The sequence below is a fragment of the Furfurilactobacillus milii genome (assembly GCF_021654115.1).
GTDB classification, from domain to species: domain Bacteria; phylum Bacillota; class Bacilli; order Lactobacillales; family Lactobacillaceae; genus Furfurilactobacillus; species Furfurilactobacillus milii.
Window position 1 is genome coordinate 269,820 of record NZ_JAIWJF010000002.1, and the last position, 26,286, is coordinate 296,105.

A 26,286-nucleotide genomic window follows, 5' to 3' on the forward strand; every position below is an offset into this window, starting at 1 on the left:
GCGATGTTTATGGGTGATTCCCATGAGCATCGCATTTTTTGCTAAATGAACGAATTTTTTTATCTCACGATTGCGGCAATTTTTCACCCACATGAACTTTTACGGTTGAAGAAGAATTGCCTGTTGCTGTTTCACTAAGATTCAAGTTGAAATGTTATGTTTTGGTCTACCTGGCGAGTGTAAAACGAAAGTAATAGACAGTTGCTATGACGGCGCTTACAATAAAAGTGTCTCAGTCACTTTAGACAAACCAGAAAATGAGGTATTTTTTATGAGTAAGAAAGTTGCAATTGTTACTGGTGGCGGTCAGGGTATCGGTGCTGGAATTGCTTTGCGATTAGCGCAGGATGGCTTGGCTGTTGTCGTCAATGGTCGAACTGAATCAAAACTAACTTCCGTTGTTGATAAAATCAAAGCGAACGGTGGCGAAGCCTCAGCATTTGCTGGCGACGTTCAATTCAAGAAAACCAATACAGATTTAGTTCAATTTGCTCTGGAAAAGTATGGACGCCTCGATTCTTTTGTTGCTAACGCTGGGATTGATTGGGTGGACACCATTGAAGATACCCCAGAAGAACAGGTTGACAATATTCTAAACATCAATCTCAAATCCCAAGTATGGGCTCTACAAACGGCACCAAAGGCATTACGTAAGAATGGCGATGCTGGCGGGTCCATTATCCTAGCTTCATCAATTGCTGGAATGCAGGGCTTTGAAATGCTGGGCCTGTACTCTTCAACAAAGTTTGCCACACGCGGACTAGTTCAGGCAGCAGCAAAAGAACTTGGCCCAGATAAGATTAGGGTTAACGCATACAATCCTGGTATTGTTCTAACACCGATGTGGGACGAAATTGATGCGCGTTTTGCAGAGCGTACTGGTGCGGCTATTGGAGAGACACGGCAAAAGTTTGTCGATTCAATTTTGCTTGGTCGTGGTGAGGAACCTGAGGATATTGCAAACTACGTATCCTTCTTAGTTTCTGATCAGGCCAACTATATTACTGGTCAATCCTTAGCAGTTGATGGTGGAATAATGTTCCAGTGATTAGTCCAAATTAATATACTGTGCAAAAATGAGCGGATCGAAACCTGTTCCGCTTTTTTGCTTGCAATTGGTAAACTTCAACCCGTCTAACATGCTTTTTATGAGTAATATGTGTACGCTAGAATAGGTGTGCAGAAGGCCGCCATCTTACTGAGCTGACCGGTTAACACATTTAGATTTACGGAAGGAATGACATTTAAGATATGAATAACGCATCATTTAAATACCCGGATCAGGCTGCTTATAAGCTGGTAACTGACCAGTTAGCAGCCAAAAATATTACCTACAAAGAGATTGCTGCGATTACGCAGGACATGCAACGCGACTATTTACCAGACGTTCCGCTCAGCGAGTTTGAAACGGAAACTGAGGATGTACTCCACAAACGCGAAGTGATGAACAACGTAATGGTGGCGCTTGAGTTGGATCGACTGGCAACTGAGAATCAACTGAAGGAACCGTTGGAATCGATTATCAGAAATGATGCCGGCGTGTTTGGTGTCGATGAGGGACTGGCGCTCAACATCGCAAATATCTATGGCACGATCGGTGTGACCAACTATGGCTATGTGGATAAGGTTAAAGAAGGCGTGATCAAACGGCTGGATGAAGAAAAAACCGACCAGGTCAATACCTTTATTGATGATATCATTGGTGCGATTGCAGCAGCGGTGGCTGCAAAAATGGCACACAAATACGCTTAGAGTTTGGTAAGAATTTGAACTTTTAGCAAACGGAAGAATCTTCTGCTAAGTCGCGTCACGCTTATGAAACAATCAAATGTAAGCGAATGAAAGCACTTGTGAAAACGATCCTAACGTTTGCAGGATTTGGTCGATTGTCATATAATTACATCTGTGTTAAACATATATTTTCCTTAAGGGAGGAAGTTCACCAATGACTGTTAAAATTGGTATCAACGGATTTGGCCGTATCGGTCGTTTAGCTTTAAAGCGGATCCACGAATTGAACACTAACGACATCGAAGTTGTTGCAATCAATGATTTGACTACACCTTCAATGTTGGCTTACTTACTCAAGTATGACTCCACTCATGGTAAGTTCCCTGGTGAAGTTAGTTCAACGGACAAGGGCATTGTCGTTGACGGTAAGGAAATCCCTGTATACGCAGAACGCGATGCAAAGAACATTCCTTGGGTTAAGAACGATGGTGTTGACTACGTGCTTGAATGTACTGGTTTCTACACTTCAGCAGAAAAGTCACAAGCCCACTTGGATGCCGGCGCAAAGCGTGTTCTGATCTCAGCACCTGCTGGTAAGATCACAACTGTTGTTCCTGGCGTTAACTTGGACGTTTTGAGCAACGACGACAAGATCGTTTCCGCTGGTTCATGCACGACTAACTGTCTTGCACCACTGGCTTACTTCATGAACGAAGAATTCGGTATCAAGGTTGGTACGATGACGACGGTTCACGCCTTCACATCAACGCAATCAATCCTTGATGGCCCTCGTGGTTCAAAGCCTCGTAACAACCGTACTGCTTCTGTTAACACGATTCCTCACTCAACTGGTGCTGCTAAGGCCCTTGGTTTGGTTATCCCAGAATTGAACGGCAAGTTACAAGGACACGCACAACGTGTTGCTGTTGTTGATGGTTCATTAACTGAATTAGTAACTGTTCTGGACAAGAAAGTTACTGCTGACGAAGTTAACGCAGCTATCAAGAAGCACACTGAAGGCAACGAAGCCTTTGGTTACAACGACGACGAAATCGTTTCAAGCGATATCATCGACGATTCACACGGTTCCGTATTTGACCCAACTCAAACGGAAGTTACAACTGCCGGTGACAGTCAATTAGTTAAGACTGTTGCTTGGTACGACAACGAATGGGGCTTCACTTGCAACATGATCCGTACGTTGTTGAAGTTCGCCATTTTGGAAGCTTAATTTAAATCATTACGTTTTTGATTAAATGTGGCAAAGGCGGGAGGAGGAAGACTCCGCCCGCCTTTTTCTTTGAATGATTTAGTGGAATGGTTCACAAATAGTCACGTTTGTTTTCAGAAAATTGGGCTGTGAGTGGCTTTTACCATTAAAAATCGTTAAAATATATGCGTACGCAAAAATCGTTGGGAGGAAACTACCTTGGCTAAATTAACTGTTTCTGATTTAGATTTAACTGGAAAAAAAGTTTTAATGCGTGTTGACTTTAATGTGCCGATTAAAAACGGCGTGATTGGTAACGACAACCGAATCGTGGCTGCATTACCTACGATTAACTATGTTCTGGATCACGGTGGCCGTGCCATCTTATTCAGTCACTTAGGTCGTGTTAAGACTGAAGAGGACAAAAAGGAATTATCCATGCGTCCTGTTGCAGAACGCTTGAGTAACTTATTGGGCAAACCTGTAACGTTTGTACCAACTACCCGTGGTCCACAACTTGAAGACGCCATCAACAACTTGAAAGACGGCGAAGTTCTGTTATTCGAAAACACCCGTTTTGAAGATTTGGATGGCAAGAAGGAATCTGGTAACAACCCTGAATTGGGTCAATACTGGGCTTCACTTGGCGACGTTTTCGTTAACGACGCCTTTGGTACTGCTCACCGTGAACATGCCTCAAACGTTGGTATCGCAACGGCCATGAAAGCAGCCGGCAAGTCAGTTGCTGCTGGTTTCTTAATGGAAAAGGAAATCAAGTTCTTAGGTAACGCTGTTGATAACCCTGTTCACCCATTCGTTGCTATCTTGGGTGGTGCTAAGGTTTCTGATAAGATCGGTGTTATCGACAACTTATTGAGCAAAGCTGACAAGGTTATCGTTGGTGGTGGGATGGCTTACACCTTCTTTGCTGCCCAAGGCCTATCAGTTGGTAACTCATTGCTTGAAAAGGACAAGATCGACACAGCCAAAGCAATCATTGAAAAGGCTGGCGACAAGCTTGTATTGCCAATCGACTCTGTTGTTGCTAAGGAATTCAAGAATGACTCACCTGCAGAAACTGTTGATGGTTCAATTCCTGATGGCTACATGGCTCTTGACATCGGTCCAAAGTCTGTTGAATTATTTGAAAACACTTTGCGTGATGCTAAGACTGTTGTTTGGAACGGACCAATGGGTGTCTTCGAAATGCCTAACTTTGCTAAGGGTACCTTAGCTGTTGGTAAGTTCTTGGGTGACTTGGATGCTACAACAATCGTTGGTGGTGGTGACTCAACTGCTGCCGTTCAACAATTGGGTGTTGCAGACAAATTGACTCACATCTCCACTGGTGGTGGTGCTTCCCTTGAATACCTTGAAGGTAAGACTTTACCTGGGATCGCAGCAATCAGCGACAAGTAATTTAATACCTTTCTACTTAACGCCCGCCAATCTGTTTCTTAACAGGTTGGCGGGCGTTTTTGTGTTTTGAGTGGTTAAGGACGCTTGCGGTTGTCAACATTGAAATGCGCCGTGGGACCGGTTCAAGCCTCCTGAAATTCGGAGTCTTTCACCTCGCCGTGAAGCCTCATGAGAACCTGAGTCTCCACGACCGTCCGTGCTGTAAATTCGGCACAAAACCACCGAATTAACACCACTTGCACGTCTTGATTTCAATGTTGACGCCCTCCAGCTCATAGTCATATAACCTTGAAAAGCCCAAGAAGTGGTCGAGCAACAAATTTAAATGTGTACTAATATATCTGTTGAAGGTCCTGGCGACTTATATGTGAGTGGAGATGACTGAAGACAGAGTTTCGTGTCGACAATACTTGATGGCGGGTTTTGCCATTTAGTATTGTGGGACGAGTTCTGAAACGTGGTTTTCGGTTCAGAATCGAGTTGAAGACCGTGTACTTCAGCGGGCTGAAACGTTCCCCACGAAACGGCGTCTTCGGTCATCGCAACGACAGGTCACTGCTTACCAAAGCAATCAGGCAAGGTGAAACTGGCTTTTTAGGATCGATTTCACTACAATGCATGTGTAGGAGAAAGAGTTGTGAGTGTTCGTTTGGCAACGAGTGCTTTGACAGATTAAAAGAGTAATGCTAAGACCCATTATGAAGAGGGGGCTAACCCATGCGGATTCCAATGATTGTTGGAAATTGGAAGATGAATAAGACTGCGGACTCAGTAGAATCGTTTGTAAATGGTATTAGAGGCAATTTGCCTAATGCGATGCAGTTAGAAACAGCTATTTGTGCACCTGCTTTGTTTTTAGAACAAATGGTTGATCAGACTCGCGACATGCCTTTAGAAGTTGGCGCGGAAAATTGTTACTTTGAGGACAATGGTCCGTTTACCGGTGAAACCAGTCCATATGCGTTAAGCAAAGCTGGCGTTGATTTTGTTATTTTAGGACATTCTGAGCGTCGGAAGATTTTCCGTGAAACCGACGAGATGATTAATTTAAAAGTTCAAGCCGTTTTTCGGAACCATATGCGACCGATTATCTGTTGTGATGAAACGATGGGGCAGCGAGAATCTAATGATGCTGTTCACTGGGTTGTTGCTCAGGTAATTGAGGCGTTAAAGGGCGTTGATGAGGAGCAGGCAGGAACTGCGATTATTGCGTATGAGCCAAGCTGGGCGATTGGTGTGGGTACACCGGCGTCACCTGATCAAATTGAGGAAGGCTGTTATCTGATTCGTCAAACGGTCGCAGACGTTTACGATGATGAAATTGCTGACGAAGTGCGAGTATTATATGGCGGTTCTGTTAAGCCTGCAAATATAAACACGATCATGCAGAAACAGGACGTCGATGGGGTTTTGGTCGGCAATGCTAGCCTCCAACCTGAATCATTTCTGGAACTTATTAGCAATGATCCTGGAAAATAATTGCTCATAATCTTGATAGTGAAACGCGTAACACATATAATGGTAGGGAAGTCATTGCGACTACATTTACCCATATAAGGAGAGAATAAGATGTCTATTATTACAGATATTTATGCACGCGAAGTTTTAGATTCACGCGGTAACCCAACTGTTGAAGTTGAATTGTACACAGAAAGTGGTGCAATGGGCCGTGGAATCGTTCCTTCAGGTGCCTCAACTGGTGAACACGAAGCTGTTGAATTACGTGACGGCGACAAGAGCCGGTTCCAAGGTAAGGGTGTTACTAAAGCGGTTGATAATGTAAACAACATCATCGCTAAGGAAATTGTTGGTTACGATGTTACTGACCAAGTTGCTATCGACCAAGCAATGATCAAGCTTGATGGTACACCAAACAAGGGTAAATTAGGCGCGAACGCCATCTTAGGTGTTTCATTAGCCGCTGCCCGTGCAGCTGCTGACGAACTTGAAGTTCCGCTTTACAACTACTTAGGTGGTTTCAATGCGCACGTTCTGCCAACACCAATGATGAACGTTATCAATGGTGGGAAGCATGCCAACAACAAGGTTGACTTCCAAGAATTCATGATTATGCCTGTCGGCGCGCCAACAATTAAAGAAGCCGTTCGTTACGGTTCAGAAACATTCCACGCTTTGAAGAGCATCTTAAACGACCGTGGTTACTCCACTGCCGTTGGTGACGAAGGTGGTTTTGCACCTGACTTGAAGAACAATGAAGAACCATTTGAAATTTTGGTTGAAGCTATCACTAAGGCTGGTTATGTACCTGGTAAGGACATTTCAATCGCCTTTGACTGTGCTGCATCAGAATTCTACAACACTGACACTAAGAAGTATGACTTGGTTGGTGACGGCAAGAGTTACACTGCCGAAGAATTCACTGACTTACTTGAAGGTATCGTTGACAAGTACCCAATCGTTTCCATCGAAGATCCTCTGGATGAAAACACTTGGGATGACTGGGCAACTTTAACTGCTAAGTTAGGTAAGAAAGTACAACTTGTTGGTGACGACTTGTTTGTTACTAACACTGACTACTTGGCTAAGGGTATCAAGATGGGCGTTGCTAACGCTATCTTAATCAAGTTGAACCAAATCGGTACTTTGACTGAAACTGTTGAAGCTATCGAAATGGCTAAAGAAGCTGGCTACACTGCCATCGTTTCTCACCGTTCTGGTGAAACCGAAGACACAACGATTGCTGACTTGGTTGTTGCTACAAACGCCGGCCAAATCAAGACTGGTTCAATGAGCCGGACTGAACGGATCGCTAAGTACAACCAGTTGATGCGGATTGAAGACCAATTAGGCACAACCGCTGAATACAAGGGCATCCACTCATTCTATAACTTGAGTGAACAAGCTCGTAATGCCATCATCAACAAGTAATTTCGTATTGAAATAGGTTGTTATGATAATAAAATTCCTCACTTTTCGAAGTGGGGATTTTTTTGTCGCCAAGTTTTGATAGATTATGAAATTCTAAAGATTCAAAAGAAAAGCTGAAATATACATGAAGTCATTAATGTGTTTACTTTGTTCACCTATACTGAATTTGAATGTTTTTGGCAACAATGAAACGGGGGAGCTACATGGCAACACAACGTGAGGTGGCAAAACGGCATGCGCTATTAGAACGAATGGCCGTTGTTTTTATGCGGGAAGGCTTTAGCCAGCTAACAATGAACGACCTGATTAAAGTAATGGGGGTTTCACGAAGAACGGCTTATAAATATTTCAGCTCGAAAGAAGACATTGTGCACGCTGTTGTTAAGTTGTACTTAGACTACATAGAGGACCTTGACATGCCTCAGCTTAATGGGGATGTGGCAAACTTTTTTCGTCAGTTTCAAATGCTGTTCGATCAATCTTTGACAATTTCACGAACAATTTCTGATGAATTCTTGGCTGACCTGAAGTCAGCAAATGATTCAGATTATCGCAATTTGCAAGATGCACTTAATCAGCAACAGCAGCAAGCAATTATTTACTTCGAGACCGGTGTAAAGCGCGGACTTTTTCGCACGTATCAGTGGGATGTTTTATTGTTGCAAGATCGCGTGATGGTGCGCGGCCTAATTGACCGTCACTTTTTGTTGCGCCATAGTTTGAATCTCACGAAGGTATTGACTGATTACTATAATTTAAAGAAGACGCAGTTGCTTTTACCTGAGCAGTTAAATGTAATTGATGATCAGCCTGTCCGGTTGATTATTGAATATTTTGTGAATGAGTATAATCGAACATTCTTATAAAAACTGTCCTAAAAAGAGAGATGATCATTTGAAGAAAAAAAGTAAACGCCGACTTTCGCACGATCTAACGCGGGTTGGAACTGTCATCACAGGTTTAGCAGTTGGATTAGTGGCGGGGCTTATTGTTAGTTTGTTTCGCCTGGCAATTGAGCATGGTCTTGATTTGGTGAAAATGGGTTATGCGGCGATGCATCACCAACCTTGGTTAATTGTACCGTGGCTTTTGGGCATGATTATTTTGGGCATTTTAGTGGGGCTACTGGTTAAGACCAGTCCACAAATTAGTGGGTCTGGGATTCCCCAAGTTGAGGGTCAATTGGCTGGGGAGTTTGACGAACCGTGGTGGCCAACACTCTGGAAAAAGTTTGTTGGTGGCATTGCAGCGATTGGTTCTGGTCTGATGTTGGGTCGGGAAGGTCCTTCGATTCAACTTGGGGCTGCTGTGGGGCAAGGCTACGCCACGCTTCGTGGCCATCAAGGGACTAATCGCCGGGTCGCAATCGCCAGTGGGGCAGCGGCAGGTTTGTCAGCGGCATTCAATGCACCGATTGCCAGTACACTATTTGTTTTGGAAGAAATTTATCATAATTTTTCACCGTTGGTTTGGCTGACATCGTTAACCAGTGCTGTTGTCGCAAACTTTGTGTCACTGGCATTTTTCGGACAAACGCCAGTTTTACATATTCCGTACTCCAGTGGACTACCATTACGTGATTACGGTCATTTGATCGTATTGGGCATTATTTTGGGCTTATTAGGACGGTTGTATCAAACCGTTTTGCTGCGTTTGCCAAGTTGGTACGCTAAGTTAAGACTGCCGCGTTATTTAGACGGCATTGTGGCACTGCTACTAACCGTTCCTGTTGGTTGGTGGTGGACGGCCAGTTTGGGCGGCGGTAATAGCGTTATTTTGGATTTGGCACGCATCCATCCAGGCATTTGGGTGCTCATCGGGCTGTTTGTGGTTCGGTTCGTATTCTCGATGGTGGCGTATGGCTCTGGATTACCCGGTGGGATCTTCTTACCGATTTTAACGTTAGGTGCCGTCATCGGTGCAATTTATGGCCGGGCGATGGTCATGATGGGCTTACTGCCTAGTATTTACGTGGTCAACTTAGTTATTTTTGCAATGGCAGGATATTTCGCCGGAATTGGGAAAGCACCATTCACGGCGATTCTCTTGATTACGGAAATGGTCGGGTCATTGCAACATTTGATGCCTTTAGCCGTGGTTTGTCTAGTTGCCTATATTACAGTAGATGTGTGCGGTGGCGCGCCGATTTATGAATCCTTATTGGGACGAATGTTGTCACCGACGGAGGAACGAGCTGCTGGTTTTACGGACCGAATTGAAGTACCTGTGTTCGATGGTTCGTTTTTAGTTGGCCATCAGGTACGGGAATTTAGATGGCCGACCAATGCTCTATTAATTGGTGTTCATCGTGGCGAACGGCAGATTATTCCGCACGGCGATACGATTTTGCGTGCCGGTGATACCTTGATTGTGGAAACACAACATGATAATCGTGCCTTTATTCGTGAACGAATTGCCGGGATGGCAGAGCAAATTAGTGTGCGTGGTGAAGACTGAGGAATTAACTGTTTGCATACGTCTAGTAGCATGCTCATACTAGCAATCCCCACCATTTTATGTTAAATTAGTTGAGACATACCGCGAAGTTTGAATGGGAGGAACCACTTTGTATAATTTTTTGTTAACTGCACTGATTGTGATCGCAATCTTAATCGTTATTGCAGTCATGATGCAACCCACGAAAACAGATGATGCATTAGGTGCCTTGTCTGGCGGCGGTGCAAACGACTTATTTGCTCAACAAAAGTCACGGGGCTTTGAAGGCTTTATGCAACGGGTTACAGTAATCCTTGGCATTTTGTTCTTTGCTATTGCCTTGGCGTTAGTGTACTTGTCCTCGCATAAGTAGGCTTGTTTTTTGACGACTAACGTTTACAAATTGGTGATGGCCTCGTGCCATCTTCATTGATGTATGACAAAGCTGGGCTTAGTCCCGGCTTTTTTTCATGCAATTTTTCAGTGAAAGGATGGAAAGAATGACAATTCATTTTCGTCAACCAGAACCACTGTTTATTGAGGCGGGTGCAAACGCAGTCTTGTTGCTGCATGCATACTCTGGCAGTAGCAATGACATGGGGATGATTGGGCGTGGCTTGGCGCGTGATGGTTATACAGTCTATGCCCCAATATTCGCCGGTCATGGCACCATGGAGCCCAAAGATATTATCACAAAGGGCGGCGTGGCCGCTTGGCTGAAGAACGCGCAAGATGCAGTGGCCTTTCTAAAAGCACACGGTTATCAACAGATTGCAGTCTTTGGTCTATCTATGGGCGGCTTGTTTGCCACGCGCTTATTGGAAATTGATAATACGTTAGTCGGTGGTGGGACGTTTGCATCGCCAGTTATTCGGGTTGGTCAAACGAATGTGCCACAAAGCTTTTTAAGTTTGAGCAACAAAATTTATTCACGTACACAAATGTCAACGGATGAAAAGCAACAAAGTCTCGACTGGTTAGCTCAGCACAATCCAGAACAGTTGAGCGACATTGAAGCCTTTGTCCAAACACAAGTGGCAGCAAATTTACAAATGATTAATAAGCCATTCTTTATCGCCCAGGGTGATGCGGATCAAATGATTGATCCTGGCAGTGGGGCGGCTTTTAATGAACGAATGGAGAGTTTAAATAAAGATGTCACGTTTAAGCTGTATCCGAACGCGGGCCATGTTTTAACAGTAAATAACGCGCATCACCAATTGCAAACAGACGTTGAAGCATTTCTTGAACGACTGTTTTAACCTAACGCGAAAGTAAAAATGAGGTAATTATGACAGAAAGCAATTTACAACAACAAATTTTGACGTTTTTAAACGCCAATCAGGAGGGCTCGTTTACAGCGGCCGAAATCGGCACTGCACTTAAACAACCAGAAGCTGAATTCACGCTAAGCGTGCAGGCACTTGCTGGGTTGGAACGTGCTGGCAAAGTGGCTGTTACGGATACCGGTAAGTGGGCCATTGTTAAAGTGGCAGCTGGGTTATCAGGAACTTTCCATGGTAACGACAAGGGGTTTGGTTTCGTCGCATATGATGATGAACAACCAGATGCTTACATCAATCCAGATCATACCAAGCATGCAATGACAGGTGACACGGTTGAGATGAAGATTTTACGCCCATCTAAACCGGGATCTGATCGTGGACCTGAAGGTGAAGTAACAAAAGTGACTGAGCGCCACTACACACAAATCGTTGGTGAGTTTAGGTCCAAACGTGACGCCAAGTTGCCTAGTGTTATTGGTGAAGTGCTCCTTAAAGATAAGAAACTCGGCAGTTATACGTTTGATGTACTCGACGGCGGTATTCATCCAGTTGATGGTGAAGTTGTCACGGCCGATGTTACCGGTTATCCAACGGATCTCAATCCACAGTTGTTAAGTGGTGTGGCCACGAAGGTGATTGGGAACGCCGACGAACCAGGTATCGATATTCTCCAAATCGTTTACGCTCATGATGTGCCTTCCGAATTTCCACAGGAAGTATTGGATGAAGCCAATGCAATTTCTGATACGGTGCAAGAAGCTGACAAGGCTGGTCGAGTTGATATTACTGATCAACCGTTAGTTACCATCGATAGTATTGAAAGTAAGGACTTGGATGACGCAGTCGTTGCGTGGAAACTGCCAAATGGTAACTATCATCTGGGCGTATCCATTGCCGACGTTAGTTACTACGTGAAGGAAGGTTCTGCGCTCGATAAAGAAGCTTACAAACGTGGAACTTCTGTTTATCTGACTGACCGCGTTATTCCAATGTTGCCAAAACGCTTATCAAACGGCATTTGTTCACTGAACGAGGGCGTTGAACGTTTATCAATGACCTGTGACATGGAAATTGATGGTACTGGTAAGGTCGTTAGCCATAAAATTTATCCTAGCTTGATGAAGAGTCATGCCCGGATGACTTATAAGGGCGTTAATAAGATTTTGGAAGCTCATGATGCCAAAACCATGGAACGTTATGACAGTCTTGTTGGCATGTTTGAAACGATGGCAGAATTACACAAGATTCTGGTTAAGAAACGTCACCAGCGTGGTGCAATTGACTTCGATGCTCCAGAAGCAAAGATCATTGTTGACACAGAAGGGCATCCGACCGACATTGAGTTACGTGAACGTGGCCTGGCAGAACGGATGATTGAATCCTTTATGCTGGCTGCTAATGAAACCGTGGCTGAACATTATGACCGGATGCATGTCCCATTCTTATACCGTGTCCATGAAACACCAGATGGTGATCGGGTAAAGAGTTTCTTTGATTTGTTGAATGTCTTTGGAATTAATGCCAAGGGTGATCCAAACAACCTGAAACCGAAGATGTTACAGTCTGTGTTGAAGGAAGTTGCCGGAACACCTGAAGAGCAGATGGTTCAAACCATGATGCTTCGTTCCATGAAGCAGGCAAAATATTCAGATCAGCCGCTAGGACACTTTGGTCTTGGTGCTGAATACTACACACACTTCACGTCACCAATTCGTCGTTATCCAGATGACATGGTTCACCGGATGATTCGCTGGTATGCAGCAAACGGTGATAGTGATGCTGCTAAGGCAAAATACGCAGATAAGCTACCACAGATTGCCCAAGATACTTCTGAACGCGAGCGTCGTTCAATCGATACTGAGCGGGCTACCGATGACATGAAGAAGGCCGAATACATGGCTGATCACGTTGGCGAGGATTTTGATGCGGTTGTCAGCTCTGTTCTGAAATTTGGGATGTTTGTGGAATTGCCAAACACGGTTGAAGGACTTATTCACATTTCTAACATGAAGGATGACTTTTACGATTACGATGAAAGTCATTTAGCCCTGATTGGTGAACGGCATCATCACATCTTCCAAATTGGCCAGCCAATCAAGGTTCATTTGGAAAAGGTCGATAAGGATGCTGCCGCAGTGGACTTTACCATCGTGGACCCACGGACTGCGCCAACGACAGACATCCGTGTGGCCCATGATAATCATGGCAATGGCGGCCGTCGTGGAAACGATAACCGTGGTAACCGTAACTTCCATAACAATGCCAAACGTGATGAGAAGAATGGTGGCAAGAAATTTAACCACTATCAAAGTAATCGCAATAAGGCTGGTCGTAGTGGTAAAACCAATTTTCACGGTGACCGGAAAAAGTAAGTTTAAGACCAAAATGCTGAACGAAAGGCAGGCGTGAACATGGCCAAACGAAAACAAACTGGCAACGACGCGCTGGCAAATAATCGTAAGGCGCGTCATGAATATTCGATTCTCGACACATATGAAGCTGGTATTTCACTAACCGGGACGGAAATTAAATCCGTTCGGGCGGCCCGAATCACGATTGGTGACGGGTTTGTGTCGATCAAAGATGGGGAAGCTTACCTCATGAATGTCAATATTGCCGAGTTTACGCAGGGAAATCGTTTCAACCACGATCCGTTGCGTACACGAAAGCTATTGCTACATCAAAAAGAAATTAGTAAGTTACAGTCGGCAGTGTCCCAAAAAGGGATGACCATTGTGCCATTAAAGGTTTACATCAAGCATGGTTTTGCGAAGGTGCTGATTGGTGTGGCACAAGGAAAGCATTCTTATGACAAACGTGAGACATTGAAGAAACGCGACCAACAACGTGATATCGATCGTGCATTGTCGCGCCGCCGATAATCACTTTTGTAGGGTCTTTACTGCCGCTTACGGTTGTCAACAATGACACGCTCGCTGTGGGACCGGTTCATGCCTCCTAAAATTCGGAGTCTTTCACCTCGTCGCCAAGACTCGTGAAAAGCCGAGTCTTGGCGACCGTCCGTAACCTAAATTCGAGTAAACCACTCGAATTAACGTTACCTGCACTGCTCGGTATCACTGTTGACGCCCTTCAGTTACTGTAGAGTGTTTGGTTCGCATCGATTGTGATTGCGGGCCGCAGATCAAATAACGATAGCTATTGAGTGGAGTTGACTAGAAATAGAGTTCCGTGTCGGCCACACTTGGCGGCAGGAATTTGGCCGCTTAGTGTGGCGGGATGAATTATGAGACGTGTTCTTCGGCTCATAATCAAGGATGAAAACCGCGATTTGTGCGGGTTGAATCCGGTCCTCAGGGAACGGCGTTTCTGGTCGACGTAACGGCAGAAGAGACAGTGAATAATGAACAAAAAATGTAAGAGAAAACGATTCTGCGCTAATTGCAGGATCTTTTTTTGTGTACTTTTAGGAATTTAAAAGAGATCACAAAAAAGACTCATCCGAAGATGAGTCTTAAATCAGAACATAGTTAGATTAACAGTTGATTACCAACCGCGGTATGCAGCCCAGTGGGAAGCAGCAGCTGACCATGAACCGTAACGTGAAACAGCGTAAGCAGATGCAACACGTTCTTGGTTAGCAGCAGAGTAGTCACCGTTCAACTTGTCAGCACTCAATTGGTATTTACCAATGTACTGACCGTTACGAGCGCTGTAACTACCACCAGATTCACCGGCAGCGATATAAGCCATGGCAGCTTCGTCAGATGATGAAGCTGTTGAAGTTGAGGCAGCCTGTGTGTTTTGTGTGGTTGAAGCTTGTGTAGTTTGAGCTTGTTGAACAGGGGCAGTCTGTTGTGCAGGAGCAGCTTGCGTAGTTGTTTGAGCTACTGGAGCTTGTGTCTTAGCAACAGGCTGTGTTTGTGCAACTGGTGCAGCTTGTTGAACAGGGGCTGCAGCTTGTGTTGTCGTAGTTGTTGTAGTGTTGGAAGTGCCGTCAGGGATAATCAAGTTTTGACCAACGTAGATTAAGTCTCCCTGGTTTTGCAACTGGTTAGCGTTGATGATTGCATCAATGCTTGTGTTGTTGGCATATGCCAATGCGGAAACAGTGTCTCCGCTCTTAACAGTAACGTTTGAGTCTGCGTTTGCGGCAACAGTTCCAGCGGCTAATAAAGCACCGGCGCTTAAAGTAGTTAACAAAATTTGTTTGATCTTCATGTAGAAATTTTCACTCCTATATTGTGTATGGCGTCGCATCTTAATTGGCGACGCGCTTGGCAACCCCTCACGAGGATTCGTGGCTGGGGTGTTGTTCTCTTCCAAACAACGATGCCTACTATACATGGTGTAAATAACAACGAAATACCGTAGACATTACAAAATCAGAGCGTTTTGTCACATAAAGATGCTTTTGAAATATTTTGTAACATGATAATGTTTATAACTCGAAAATTATTGAAGTGTTGCCGAACTGACGGCAATGAGCATGATTACAAACATGTAACTATCCCTCAAAACGTTGATTTAACGGCATTTGTCGCACATAAAAACGCCGTGAATCATCAAATAACGATAATCACAGCGAATTTCTTTACTAATTTATTCCTTTTCTCGATATTCGGGCCCAAGCGTTTTTGGTTCTTGCCCCAAACGAAGGGGCTGATTATGAACGAGGCGCCGCCGCCCATTTTGTTTGGACCAACGATCCATGATTGCCGCAATCAGCAAGCAGACAGGTTCGGCCGAATGGTTAGCCACACTGAGTTGATCATAACCACCGTCTGAACCGTCAACTGGGCGCATACTGGCAATAATATGGGTGCCATGGTAGATCTTGTATTTTCCAGACATGAGGTTACCTATAACGACCCAGTTAAGACCGTGAATATAAATAACCTCGCGCCAAAAACCAAATGTGCGTCGAACCGAGCCAACTTCTTTACCATTAAAGTAAATGGCAAACTTTGGCATAATGCCTAAAGAGAGTTGTTTTGCTTCCGCCAGAGCTTCACCTGAGGCAGAAGAAGCAATTAATTGTGCCCGTGACCAGCCGAACTGACCGGAGATTAGGTAGAGTGTTTGTCGATGAACATCTAATACGGGGCGGACACCGTTTAAAACGCCCGGGGTTTGTCTAATGTATAACTGACGCATGATTAGTCTCCATTATAAGGACGAGTGATTTAGTAAACTGTTGTCTACGTTTGATTGTAACACGGTCCATGCTCTGAACCGCGGGAAACTCGTTGTTTCTCTCGACTATCTTTTAGATTGATGAAGACAGTTAGTTGATAATGTATTTTACGCTAGAGGTCTGCTACAATAAACGTTGAGGTGCAGGGAATGAAACCGTTTATTCATAATGACTGGTGGGATATTTTACAGCCTGAATTTGAACAGGCTTACTACCAAGAATTACACAACTTTTTGAAGCAGGAATATCGCACGCAAACAATTTATCCTGATATGAACCACATCTTCACGGCTTTCGAATGGACGCCGTTTCAAGATGTTAAAGTGGTTATTTTAGGACAGGATCCGTATCATGGACCGCATCAGGCGTTTGGTCTGAGCTTTGCTGTGATGCCGGGTGTGCAAGTGCCACCGTCGCTTCAAAATATTTATAAGGAATTGCAGGATGACTTGGGGATTGCGCCAGTGAATCACGGTTTTCTAAAATCATGGGCTCAGCAGGGCGTGTTATTACTCAACTCCGTTCTGACGGTTCGAGATGGCAGGGCATTCTCTCATGCTGGTAAAGGCTGGGAACGCCTGACCGATACGGCAATCAGACGATTGTCAGAACGTGAGACTCCGGTTGTCTTCATTCTTTGGGGTCGAGCTGCTCGAGACAAGATTAAACTGATTGATACGCATACTAACATTGTGTTGCAGTCAGCACATCCGAGTCCACTCTCTGCATATCGTGGCTTTTTTGGTTCCAAACCGTTTTCGAAAACAAATGAGGCGTTGGTTGCGATGGGGGAAGCCCCCATTAATTGGCAGCTACCAGCTTCGGTTTCGATGGCGGATTTAAAAAATGGGTAATTAGACTAAATTATTGGAGGAATCACGCATGGATTTATTTGATAGTTTAAAGGATAAAATTGGTGGTCAAGACAAAACCATTGTCTTTCCAGAAGGTCAGGACCCGCGGATCTTGGGTGCTGCGATTCGGTTGGCCAAGGATGGCTTGGTAAAGCCAATTATTTTGGGACACGAGGCCGATATTGAAAAGACCGCAGCTGACAACAATTTGGATGCCAGCGGCGTATTATTGATTGACCCAGAAACGTATCCTGAAGATAAGAAGAAGGACATGCTTGATGCCCTCACTGAACGTCGTGCTGGTAAGAACACGCGCGAACAGTTGGCAGATTGGTTAAAGGATGTTAACTACTTTGGCACGATGTTGGTTTACATGGACCAAGCTGATGGGATGGTTTCTGGTGCTGTTCACCCAACTGGCGATACGGTTCGCCCAGCACTTCAAATCATTAAAACCAAGCCAGGTGTCAAACGAATTTCTGGTGCGTTTGTGATGCAAAAGGGTGACGAACGTTATGTTTTTGCCGATTGTGCTATTAATATCGAATTAGACGCTGCTGGCATGGCTGAAGTTGCTATTGAATCGGCCCACACGGCGAAGGTTTTTGATATCGATCCAAAGGTTGCTATGTTGAGCTTTTCAACCAAGGGTTCCGCTAAGGGCGACATGGTGACTAAGGTTCAAGAAGCTACTAAGTTAGCTAACGAACAGGCGCCTGATTTAGCACTGGATGGTGAATTACAATTCGATGCTGCGTTTGTACCAACGGTCGGCGCGGCCAAAGCACCTGGCTCAAAAGTTGCTGGTCACGCAAATGTGTTTGTCTTCCCTGAATTACAATCTGGTAATATTGGCTACAAGATTGCTCAACGCTTTGGTGGGTTTGAAGCAATCGGCCCAATCCTACAGGGGTTGAACAAACCGGTATCTGATCTTTCTCGTGGCTGTAACGAAGAAGATGTTTATAAGGTTGCAATCATCACAGCCGCACAATCCGTTAAGTAGTTAGATAATGTCACAATTAATCGCGATTCCACTTGTTTTGGGATGGCGATTTTTATTCAAAGAATGACGCGTTAAGCACGTTTGAGGAGTGGATCACACATGTTTTCAATCACCACGAAGACTGACGAAGAAACACAGGCTATTGGGCGACATCTTGCAGAGCTGGTGTCTGCGGGCGATGTTATTTTATTGGATGGCGATCTTGGTGCTGGTAAGACGACCCTGACTAAGGGATTAGCGGCCGGTTTAGGCATCCACAGGTATGTTAAAAGCCCTACGTTTACCATCATTCGTGAGTATAAAGAAGGCCGTTTGCCACTGTATCACATGGATGTATACCGACTGGAAAATGGCGGTGGTGATGATTTGGGCCTCGATGAATATTTTAACGGGCAAGGTGTCAGTGTCGTTGAGTGGTCACAGTTTGTTAAGGGTGAGTTGCCGGCCGACCGGTTAACAATTCATTTACACCGTGATGAAAGTAATATTGATCGACGCACCCTAACGTTTGACCCACAAGGTGAACACTATCAAAAAATGACTGATAAATTGGAGGCACAATACGATGAGTGAACCAACTGTAGACATTCGGCCTGTTACTGAAAATGATGCAGCAGACCTGCTAACCTTATTGGAAGATTTAAAAAAAGAATCTACCACATTCACTGCTGATCCTGCCTTGGCACATTTGTCTGTTGAAGAGGAAGCCGCTCAATTACGGGTGATGATCAGTTCACCACAAAATCATCTGATGGTAGCAGATTATGGGGGTCAGTTGATTGGCGTTGCCAGTATCATTGCTAAAAATGAAACCGTTGGCGAAATCGGAGTAGCCATTCTAAAGTCGTATTGGAATGAGGGGCTCGGGTCAGCCCTCATGGAAGAAATGCTTTATTGGGCAAAAACGGCCAGTTCGCTAACGAATATCGTTTTAACAGTGCAGTTGGAGAATACGTATGCCAAACGGCTATATCGCAATTTAGGGTTTAAGGTCACTCATTCTGATTCTGTTGTGAATGCTGTCGGGGATGAGGTGCCTGCCCAGGAAATGACGTTAACGGTTCATCATGGGTATCAGGCGTAGGTCGTGCATAAATGTCACTGAGGTCAGGGTTAATCGACAATGTTGTAAGTATTAATTCTGTCAAAATGCACTAGCAAAAATAAAAATCGTTTCGCCATCAGATGTAAATCTGTGGCGAAACGATTTTTATTGTCGATGGTAGGTTACGGGAATCAAGATAAGTTATTGTAATTTTACAAATGGCTTGATCGCTGAAGCACCAAACTGTTGATCTTGGTAGATTAAAATATTGGCGCAAGCTAAACTATCATCTAGCGCATTGTGATGGTGTTCCAAATTGACATGAAGCCGTTCACTGACAGTATTAAGTTTGTGGTTTGGAAATTCTGGGAAAAAGCGACGGCTTGTTTTGACCGTGTCTAAGGTCAAGTAGTGGACTGGTGCCAGATCATAGTGAGCTAACGTGCTTTTCAATACGCCATTATCAAATGGGGCATTGTGAGCCACGACAAGTTGGTTATTTGTATAAAACTGATTAATGTGTGGCCAGATTTCTGGGAAGGTTGGCGCGTCCGCGACATCACTAGCATGGATGCCATGAATCTGCGTGTTACGCCAAGAGAATTCTGTGTCGGGTTTAATCAGCGTATAAAATTCATCGACGACCTTGTTTTGTCTGACGATGGTTAGTGCCAATGAACACGCACTGTGGCGTTTGGCACTAGCAGTTTCAAAATCCATTGCGACAAAATTCACGACGCTGTGACCTCCTTAATCATTGGGTAACGTTAAACTTAAATTATTATGTCAGTCTAAGGCCTTCACGTTTAAATGTAAAGAAATCTGTTAACGGGTTCAGGCAAGGGGCTGATTAACGAACTAGGATCAGTCCAACGCTTCTGTTTCTAAGGCAACTGGACAGTGATCAGAGCCAAGCACATCATTAAGGATTTTAGCATCGGTGACTTTAGCCATCAAAGGCGTTGATACAACGAAGTAGTCAATTCGCCATCCGGCGTTATTTTTACGAGCGTTAAAACGATAACTCCACCATGAATATTGGCCGGTTAGGTCGGGATAGAAGTGCCGGAAGCTATCCGTAAATCCGGTACCCAGTAAAGCCGTGAAGTTGTCACGTTCGGTGTCTGTAAAGCCAGCATGCTGACGGTTGGTCTTAGGATTCTTGAGATCGATTTCCTCATGGGCGACGTTTAAATCGCCGCAGAAAATGACGGGTTTCTTAGTCGCTAATTCATTTACATAAGCGGAAAAGGCTGCGTCCCAGCCGTCACGGTAGTCTAACCGCTTAAGCTCTTGACCAGAGTTAGGTGTGTAACTCGTGAGCAGGTAGTACGTTTGGTATTCCAACGTAATCACGCGACCTTCGTGATCGTATTCATCGACGCCAATGCCGTAGGTGACGTTCACCGGTTCATGTTTGGTAAAGATGGCTGTGCCTGAGTAGCCTGGACGATCGGCATAATTCCAGTACTGATGGTAGCCGGGCAGGTTGACCGTCGCTTGACCCTCATGCATCTTGGTTTCTTGAATACAAATAGCATCGGCGTCTAACTCCATCGCCGTTTGTTCAAAGCCCTTTTTTAAAACTGCTCGTAATCCGTTAACATTCCATGATACAAATTTCATGATGCTATCCTCCAAGAATTTTGTGTGAGCGGCGTTGTCCACCGGTGGTCGCGCTATGTAGTTTAACAAGTTGATTTTACCACAGCCGTAAAAAATGAAGTCTTTAATAAGGAAAACTGGTTTGAACTCAAATCGTGGTAGAATAGGACGAGGTTTACGGGCACCAGCTAATTGTGGCAACAAGCCACTTTATTGCAAAGTGAAACCGAAACGGTTAATTAATGAAGAAAGTAAATGGGTGACATCATGCAACAGGTTGATTTAAAAACTGTTTTTGCGTCCAGCAAGGTGATGCAAAACGAACCATTGGGGAATTACACAAATACGAAAACCGGCGGGCCAGCTGACTGGCTCGCATTTCCTGAGTCGCGCGCTGAAGTGGCAAAGTTTGTCGATTTTGCCAGACTTCACGAGATGCCAGTAACGGTCATCGGCAATGCTAGTAACTTGATTGTTCGTGATGGTGGCATTCGTGGGTTGGTACTTATTCTGACCCAAATGAAGACGATTACTGTGACGGGTAACACGGTCACTGCTGATGCTGGTGCAGCGTTAATTGATGCGACTGAGGTTGCTTATCAAAATCACCTGACTGGTTTTGAGTTTGCAGCTGGCATTCCCGGCAGTGTTGGTGGAGCAGTTTTCATGAACGCCGGCGCATATGGTGGGGAAGTCAAAGACATTGTTAGCTCTGTTGATGTGTTGACACGTGCTGGTGAGTTCGTGACATATCCTGCTGAAGAGATGGCGTTTGGTTATCGACACAGTCTGGTTCAAACGACCGGTGATATTGTTGTCGGTGCTAGTTTTACCTTAGTACCAGGCGAAGCAACGACAATTCGGGCAAAAATGGACGATTTGAATGCACGGCGGGCCGCCAAACAGCCGCTGGAATTGCCTTCCTGCGGTTCTGTGTTCAAACGACCAGAGGGTTACTTTGCTGGCAAATTGATTACGGACAGCGAATTACGCGGCTATACATCTGGTGGTGCGCAGGTCTCAACCAAGCACGCTGGTTTCATCGTGAATGTTGGTGAAGCGACGGCCACGGATTACCTAGCAGTTATTCACCATGTTCAAGAAACGGTCTATGCCAAGTTCGGTGTACATCTTGAAACAGAAGTTAGGATCATTGGTGACAACTAAATGTTTGCTGTCGGCTGAGCGTATTAACGTACTTGCTGGCTTATTGAAACAGTTAATTAAACAAAGGTGAGTTTTCAAACTTTAAATAACATTATTTTATCTGCTGACGCAGGCCAATCTGATTGGTCATGCGTCAATTTTTTTGTATGATAGAAGTAGATGCATGTTGAGCGTGGTGCCAATACGTGGCCACAGGAAGGGAGACAACAACTTGAATATTATTGAAGCGGTGATCATTCTTGTCCTGCTAGTGCTGCTGTCAAACGTACTGGGACACTACTTGGAGGCCATTCCGGTCAGCTTGATTCAAGTGACCTTGGGACTATTATGGTCCGTTATTTTTCACATTACGATTCCACTCGAAACTGATTGGTTCCTATTATTATTTATCGCGCCACTACTATTTAATGATGGGCGGCGTTTTCCAAAAAGTGAGTTGTGGACATTGCGGGGGCCAATTTTGGCAAACGCAGTCTTACTTGTGTTCTTAACCACATTACTAGGCGGCTGGTTATTTCACTTGCTCATTCCCGGCTTGCCGTTATCCGTGGGATTTGCGTTGGCCGCTATTTTGTCACCCACGGATCCCGTAGCGGTAACATCTATTGCTGAGCAGGTGAGTTTACCGTCCGCAATTATTCATCTGGTCAGTGGCGAAAGTTTGATCAATGATGCCAGCGGTCTGATTGGATTTAAATATGCGTTAGCAGCGGCCGTGACTGGAACCTTTTCACTGTGGTCTGCTGCTGGCGACTTCCTTTACACCAGTATTGCCGGTTTTGTGGTCGGCTTTGTCGTGATGACAGGACTACAAATGTTGCGGGAGGTGTTGAGGCGCTCGGGAATCAATGACCCAGTGTTTAACACAGTGTTACAGCTAGTGGGGCCTTTTGTGATCTATCTCGGCGCAGAGGCGATTTATGCTTCTGGCGTTATTGCCGTTGTCACGGCTGGTGTTTTAGCCCATGTTTCAGAAAACCGAATTGTTGAGGATTTACCGGAACAACGGCTTTTGATTGAGCGGACATGGGATATTGTGGTGTACGTGTTAAACGGGATTGTGTTCATTATCCTTGGGGATGAGTTGCCTAGCGCGACGAAGGCAACAATTGCTGATCCGGCAACAGGAACGTGGCGTGCAATCGGCTATGTCGTTGTGATTTGGCTCATCCTTTTTATCCTGCGAGCTGTTTGGATTTATGTTTATGGTACATTGAGTCGTTTAAGCAAAAACTGGCGTATTGAACATAAGAATACGGAGCCAGTTACGGTTAAAACAGCGATTGTTTCTGGTTTAACAGGTGTTCGTGGTGCAATTACGTTAGCGGGTGTGTTGACGATTCCGGCGACCATTAGTAATGGAGATGCATTTCCGGAACGGTCATTAATTTTGTTTGTCGCTGCTGGTGTTATTGTGCTGAGTTTGGTCATCGCGGCAGTGACATTGCCATTGATCAGTCGGCGTGGGGCCATGCTGTTGACCCGAGGTAGTCAGGTTGACACTTTGGAAGAATTGACTGCGCAAGAAGAGGCCGACGATGGCGAAACGGTGCCGTTAATGTCGGTAGATGAGGCAAAAACATACCTTTCTAAAACGGCAGTTAGAGTGCTGGAGTCACTGCGACGGCCTGAAAATCAACGGGCTGCGTATGACTTGATTCTCGATTATCAATTTATTATTCGACGGTTACAGATGCGAACGCAGCCTTCCGAAGATGTGAAAATAATGATCGATTTTGAAGTTGATATTCGTCGAATTGCTTTGCAAGGTGAGTTGAAACGGCTACAAGAGTTACATGATGCTGGCTTAGTCAATATTTGGAATTTTCGTTATTACCGTCGCCAAATCAAGTGGCGGTTACGTAATGTGGATGCCCATCAGCGACGGGAAGCCTTACCCGCTTGGCGAACAGCTAGGCGTTTGATTCGACACGGTTTACGGCGTCTACGAATTTTAATGACCGGCAATGATATGGTTACCTTTCGCCAGCAGCGTCAGTTAGTTGAAACGGAAACTGCCAAGGCAGCGATTGCCCTGTTATCACGTTTCTTTAAAGTCCATAACGCCAAGAAAAACGCACAGCAACGACAAAGTGTGTACCATTTGATTGTCCACTACCGCTACCGGATTGAACGGCGTCATCCTGTGACAAATGGCAGTGCTCGACAGCTCCAGTATGAAACTAATTTACGGGACTTGCGGGTGCGTGCGCTCGCAGCCGAACGTTCAGCGGTGACAGAATTGTTGGATGCTGGGCGGATCAATGCTGTAATGGCAGCTAACTTGCGCCAATACGTTAACTACTCGGAAAATGTGTTGATGCTTGGTGAAGATTTGCAAACGGAGGCAACAAGCTAGTGGATTGGTTTGCATGATGGTAAATCTGCTATACTTAAATGAGCGATTTGTCGCGTAATGCGAAGATTGCACGCCAATATTTGGCGATTTTAGGAGGAGTGTTATGTTACTTAATCCTAGCAACTGGTTCACCTGGACGGCCGCAGCACGTTTGCTCGACATTCTAGTGATTTGGTTTGTTATTTATGAGCTGATTATGCTATTACGAGGCACGCGAGCAGTGACGTTGTTCCGCGGCATCCTTGTGATTATCATTATTAAGATTGCTAGTTGGTATCTGGGCTTAGAGACAGTTTCCTGGGTCATGGACCAGATCATTAACTGGGGGGTTATTGCCCTAGTGATCATCTTCCAACCGGAAATTCGGCAAGGACTTGAGCGTTTGGGCCGCGGCTCATTCATTCAACGAGGCCGGACGGCTCATGACGACGAAGAAAAGTTAATTGATGCGTTGGATAGGGCCATTCAATATATGAGCAAACGCCGAATCGGGGCGCTAATCTCTATTCAAATGGAAACTGGTTTGGAAGAGTACATTGAAACTGGGATTGATTTGGATGCGGACGTGACCGGCGAGCTATTGATCAACATTTTCATCCCCAACACACCATTGCATGACGGCGCCGTTATCATTAAGGATAATCGAATTGCGTCTGCTACCGCATATTTGCCGTTATCAGATAGTAATTTGATTCCTAAAGAGTTAGGGACACGTCATCGTGCTGCTGTGGGGATTAGCGAGGTAACGGATGCGTTGACCATTGTTGTTTCTGAGGAAACTGGCGAAGTGATGTTTACGCGGAATAATGAAATGATGCGTAATTTGACTCAGGAAGACTATTTAAATTACCTTCGCAAACAATTGATCCCGGCAGAGCCAGAACGTCACAATTGGTTCTTGGACATTGTTAACCGAATTTTTAGGGGAGGTGGCCATAAATGAAAAAGTTTAATCGCTTTCTCAATAGCACGCTCTTCTACCGTTTATCAGCGTTAGTTTTGGCCATTTTCTTAGTTGTTTACGTGACCGGTTCAACAGGCAACGACACCCGTTTAGCACGTCAGGACAATCCTAGTAGGGTATCTTCACTGACTTCGACCAAAACGAAAACAGTGTCGATGCCACTGCAACTAAATATCAATTCAAATAAATACTTTGTAACAGGTTATCCAGAACGAGTTAAAGTTAAAATCACAGGACCGGCTGCATTAGTCACGGCAACGACGAACACGCAGAACTTTAGCATTAATGCAGACTTGTCAAAGCTGTCAATGGGTAAACACAAGGTGACGTTGAAGGCCGATGGACTCAACAAAGAATTAACCTATCAAATTGAGCCGAAGACAATCAATGTCACGATTGCCCATCGTGAAACGATTACAATGCCTGTCCACGTGAAGTATGACGCCAACAGTTTGGCAAGCGGCTATCAGGTTGGCACGCCAACAACGTCAGTTAATAGCGTTACGGTAACCGGTGCGACGTCTGAAGTTGAACAGGTAGCCCAAGTGGTTGCGCCAATTAATTTGACTAAGAATAGTACATCAACTTTAACGGCGACTGTTCAGTTGGAGGCTCAAGATGCTAATGGCCATACAGTTAACGTGGTGATGACACCTTCAACGGCTAGTGTGACCGTGCCAATTACATCCAACGAAAGTTCTAAGAAGGTTAAGGTTAATTACGAGCCGAAGAATGCTGAGGATGGTAAGAGTTATTCGATCACCGGTGACGTTGATAGTTTGACCGCATACGGCACAAAGAGTGCGATTAGCAAATTAAAGAGTAGTATAGTAGCTAACGTAGATGTTTCTGGTCTGCCAATTGGAACGACCAAGCAACAAGTTAATCTAACACCTTCTGCCAGTGGCATTAGAAGCTATTCTGAGACGACTGCCAATGTCACGATTAAAGTGACATCCAGTAACGCAGATAGTAATGGGGTTCAGCATGGCGATTCGTCAACAAGTTCCTCTGATGAATCATCTAGTGAAGCGGCTGGTAGCAGTGAAACGTCTTCTAGTAGTGGTGATACAAATAGCTCGGCGAGTAGCAGCGAAACGGGCAGTAGCACAAGTGCGTCCAGTAGTTCAGCTGCCAGTAGCAACTAGTTAGTAAAT

General features: G+C 44.9%; 24 protein-coding genes. 20 read left to right on the plus strand and 4 right to left on the minus strand.

The features are described from left to right. The first annotated feature begins 271 nt into the window (after positions 1-271). From LDK34_RS03675 to smpB, 12 genes are all read left to right on the plus strand, one after another. The gene (locus LDK34_RS03675) at positions 272-1,048 is read left to right on the plus strand and encodes a glucose 1-dehydrogenase (protein ID WP_236941491.1); all 777 of its coding nucleotides are present in this window, start codon (positions 272-274) and stop codon (positions 1,046-1,048) included. 203 nt (positions 1,049-1,251) lie between these two features. Continuing rightward, positions 1,252-1,752 carry a phosphatidylglycerophosphatase A gene (locus LDK34_RS03680; RefSeq protein WP_178942870.1) on the plus strand — a complete coding sequence of 167 codons (501 nt, stop codon included), beginning with the start codon at positions 1,252-1,254 and terminating at the stop codon, positions 1,750-1,752. A gap of 193 nt (positions 1,753-1,945) precedes the next feature. Next, entirely contained in the window at positions 1,946-2,962 is a 1,017-nt protein-coding gene (gene gap, locus LDK34_RS03685) for a type I glyceraldehyde-3-phosphate dehydrogenase (RefSeq protein WP_178942869.1), read from the plus strand. A 198-nt stretch (positions 2,963-3,160) separates the two neighbouring features. After that, a complete protein-coding gene (locus tag LDK34_RS03690; protein ID WP_017262218.1) occupies positions 3,161-4,360 on the plus strand; it encodes a phosphoglycerate kinase in 1,200 nt (399 codons plus the stop codon). A 717-nt stretch (positions 4,361-5,077) separates the two neighbouring features. Continuing rightward, a complete protein-coding gene (gene tpiA, locus LDK34_RS03695) occupies positions 5,078-5,839 on the plus strand; it encodes a triose-phosphate isomerase (RefSeq protein WP_178942868.1) in 762 nt (253 codons plus the stop codon). Between the two features lie 90 nt (positions 5,840-5,929). Beyond that, positions 5,930-7,249 carry a phosphopyruvate hydratase gene (gene eno / locus LDK34_RS03700; protein WP_017262220.1) on the plus strand — a complete coding sequence of 440 codons (1,320 nt, stop codon included), beginning with the start codon at positions 5,930-5,932 and terminating at the stop codon, positions 7,247-7,249. A 203-nt stretch (positions 7,250-7,452) separates the two neighbouring features. Continuing rightward, positions 7,453-8,115 carry a TetR/AcrR family transcriptional regulator gene (locus LDK34_RS03705; protein WP_236941492.1) on the plus strand — a complete coding sequence of 221 codons (663 nt, stop codon included), beginning with the start codon at positions 7,453-7,455 and terminating at the stop codon, positions 8,113-8,115. Positions 8,116-8,143: 28 nt separating this feature from the next. Next, positions 8,144-9,706 carry a ClC family H(+)/Cl(-) exchange transporter gene (locus LDK34_RS03710; RefSeq protein WP_178942866.1) on the plus strand — a complete coding sequence of 521 codons (1,563 nt, stop codon included), beginning with the start codon at positions 8,144-8,146 and terminating at the stop codon, positions 9,704-9,706. A 109-nt stretch (positions 9,707-9,815) separates the two neighbouring features. Further along, positions 9,816-10,058 carry a preprotein translocase subunit SecG gene (gene secG / locus LDK34_RS03715; RefSeq protein WP_017262223.1) on the plus strand — a complete coding sequence of 81 codons (243 nt, stop codon included), beginning with the start codon at positions 9,816-9,818 and terminating at the stop codon, positions 10,056-10,058. A 127-nt stretch (positions 10,059-10,185) separates the two neighbouring features. Then, on the plus strand, positions 10,186-10,947 hold the full coding sequence (locus tag LDK34_RS03720; RefSeq protein ID WP_178942864.1) for an alpha/beta hydrolase: 762 nt from the start codon (positions 10,186-10,188) through the stop codon (positions 10,945-10,947). 29 nt (positions 10,948-10,976) lie between these two features. Further along, positions 10,977-13,343, plus strand: coding sequence for a ribonuclease R (gene rnr / locus LDK34_RS03725; protein ID WP_236941493.1), 2,367 nt, complete (start codon positions 10,977-10,979; stop codon positions 13,341-13,343). 39 nt (positions 13,344-13,382) lie between these two features. After that, positions 13,383-13,853 (plus strand): SsrA-binding protein SmpB, encoded by a 471-nt coding sequence (gene smpB / locus LDK34_RS03730; protein WP_017262226.1) that lies wholly within the window; start codon positions 13,383-13,385, stop codon positions 13,851-13,853. Positions 13,854-14,478: 625 nt separating this feature from the next. Here the strand turns inward: smpB and apf are convergent. Continuing rightward, positions 14,479-15,153, minus strand: coding sequence for an aggregation-promoting factor (gene apf / locus LDK34_RS03735; protein ID WP_178942862.1), 675 nt, complete (start codon positions 15,151-15,153; stop codon positions 14,479-14,481). A gap of 381 nt (positions 15,154-15,534) precedes the next feature. Beyond that, positions 15,535-16,089 (minus strand): LURP-one-related/scramblase family protein, encoded by a 555-nt coding sequence (locus LDK34_RS03740; RefSeq protein ID WP_178942861.1) that lies wholly within the window; start codon positions 16,087-16,089, stop codon positions 15,535-15,537. A gap of 189 nt (positions 16,090-16,278) precedes the next feature. Here LDK34_RS03740 and LDK34_RS03745 point away from each other — a divergent pair, with 189 nt between their 5' ends. From LDK34_RS03745 to LDK34_RS03760, 4 genes are all read left to right on the plus strand, one after another. Beyond that, positions 16,279-16,983 (plus strand): uracil-DNA glycosylase, encoded by a 705-nt coding sequence (locus tag LDK34_RS03745; RefSeq protein ID WP_178942860.1) that lies wholly within the window; start codon positions 16,279-16,281, stop codon positions 16,981-16,983. Between the two features lie 28 nt (positions 16,984-17,011). Beyond that, on the plus strand, positions 17,012-17,989 hold the full coding sequence (gene pta, locus LDK34_RS03750) for a phosphate acetyltransferase (protein WP_178942859.1): 978 nt from the start codon (positions 17,012-17,014) through the stop codon (positions 17,987-17,989). 99 nt (positions 17,990-18,088) lie between these two features. Further along, on the plus strand, positions 18,089-18,562 hold the full coding sequence (gene tsaE, locus LDK34_RS03755) for a tRNA (adenosine(37)-N6)-threonylcarbamoyltransferase complex ATPase subunit type 1 TsaE (RefSeq protein WP_178942858.1): 474 nt from the start codon (positions 18,089-18,091) through the stop codon (positions 18,560-18,562). Next, entirely contained in the window at positions 18,555-19,073 is a 519-nt protein-coding gene (locus tag LDK34_RS03760; RefSeq protein ID WP_178942857.1) for a GNAT family N-acetyltransferase, read from the plus strand. The genes tsaE and LDK34_RS03760 overlap by 8 nt, the downstream gene beginning before the upstream one ends. 162 nt (positions 19,074-19,235) lie before the next feature. Here the strand turns inward: LDK34_RS03760 and LDK34_RS03765 are convergent, their stop codons facing one another. Then, positions 19,236-19,769: a 3'-5' exonuclease gene (locus tag LDK34_RS03765; RefSeq protein WP_161004214.1), complete on the minus strand. Its 534-nt coding sequence runs from the start codon at positions 19,767-19,769 to the stop codon at positions 19,236-19,238. A 129-nt stretch (positions 19,770-19,898) separates the two neighbouring features. Beyond that, on the minus strand, positions 19,899-20,660 hold the full coding sequence (locus LDK34_RS03770; protein WP_178942856.1) for an exodeoxyribonuclease III: 762 nt from the start codon (positions 20,658-20,660) through the stop codon (positions 19,899-19,901). Positions 20,661-20,894: 234 nt separating this feature from the next. Between LDK34_RS03770 and murB the strand changes: the two genes are divergently transcribed. The 4 genes from murB (at position 20,895) to LDK34_RS03790 (ending at position 26,277) form a co-directional block, all read left to right on the plus strand. Beyond that, positions 20,895-21,806: a UDP-N-acetylmuramate dehydrogenase gene (gene murB, locus LDK34_RS03775; protein WP_236941495.1), complete on the plus strand. Its 912-nt coding sequence runs from the start codon at positions 20,895-20,897 to the stop codon at positions 21,804-21,806. 211 nt (positions 21,807-22,017) lie between these two features. Next, complete coding sequence (locus tag LDK34_RS03780) at positions 22,018-24,165, plus strand: cation:proton antiporter (protein WP_236941496.1); 2,148 nt, start codon at positions 22,018-22,020, stop codon at positions 24,163-24,165. 103 nt (positions 24,166-24,268) lie between these two features. After that, entirely contained in the window at positions 24,269-25,108 is an 840-nt protein-coding gene (gene cdaA, locus LDK34_RS03785; protein WP_178942853.1) for a diadenylate cyclase CdaA, read from the plus strand. Continuing rightward, positions 25,105-26,277: a CdaR family protein gene (locus LDK34_RS03790; RefSeq protein ID WP_161001666.1), complete on the plus strand. Its 1,173-nt coding sequence runs from the start codon at positions 25,105-25,107 to the stop codon at positions 26,275-26,277. Before cdaA ends, LDK34_RS03790 begins: the two co-directional genes overlap by 4 nt. Positions 26,278-26,286: the final 9 nt, after the last annotated feature.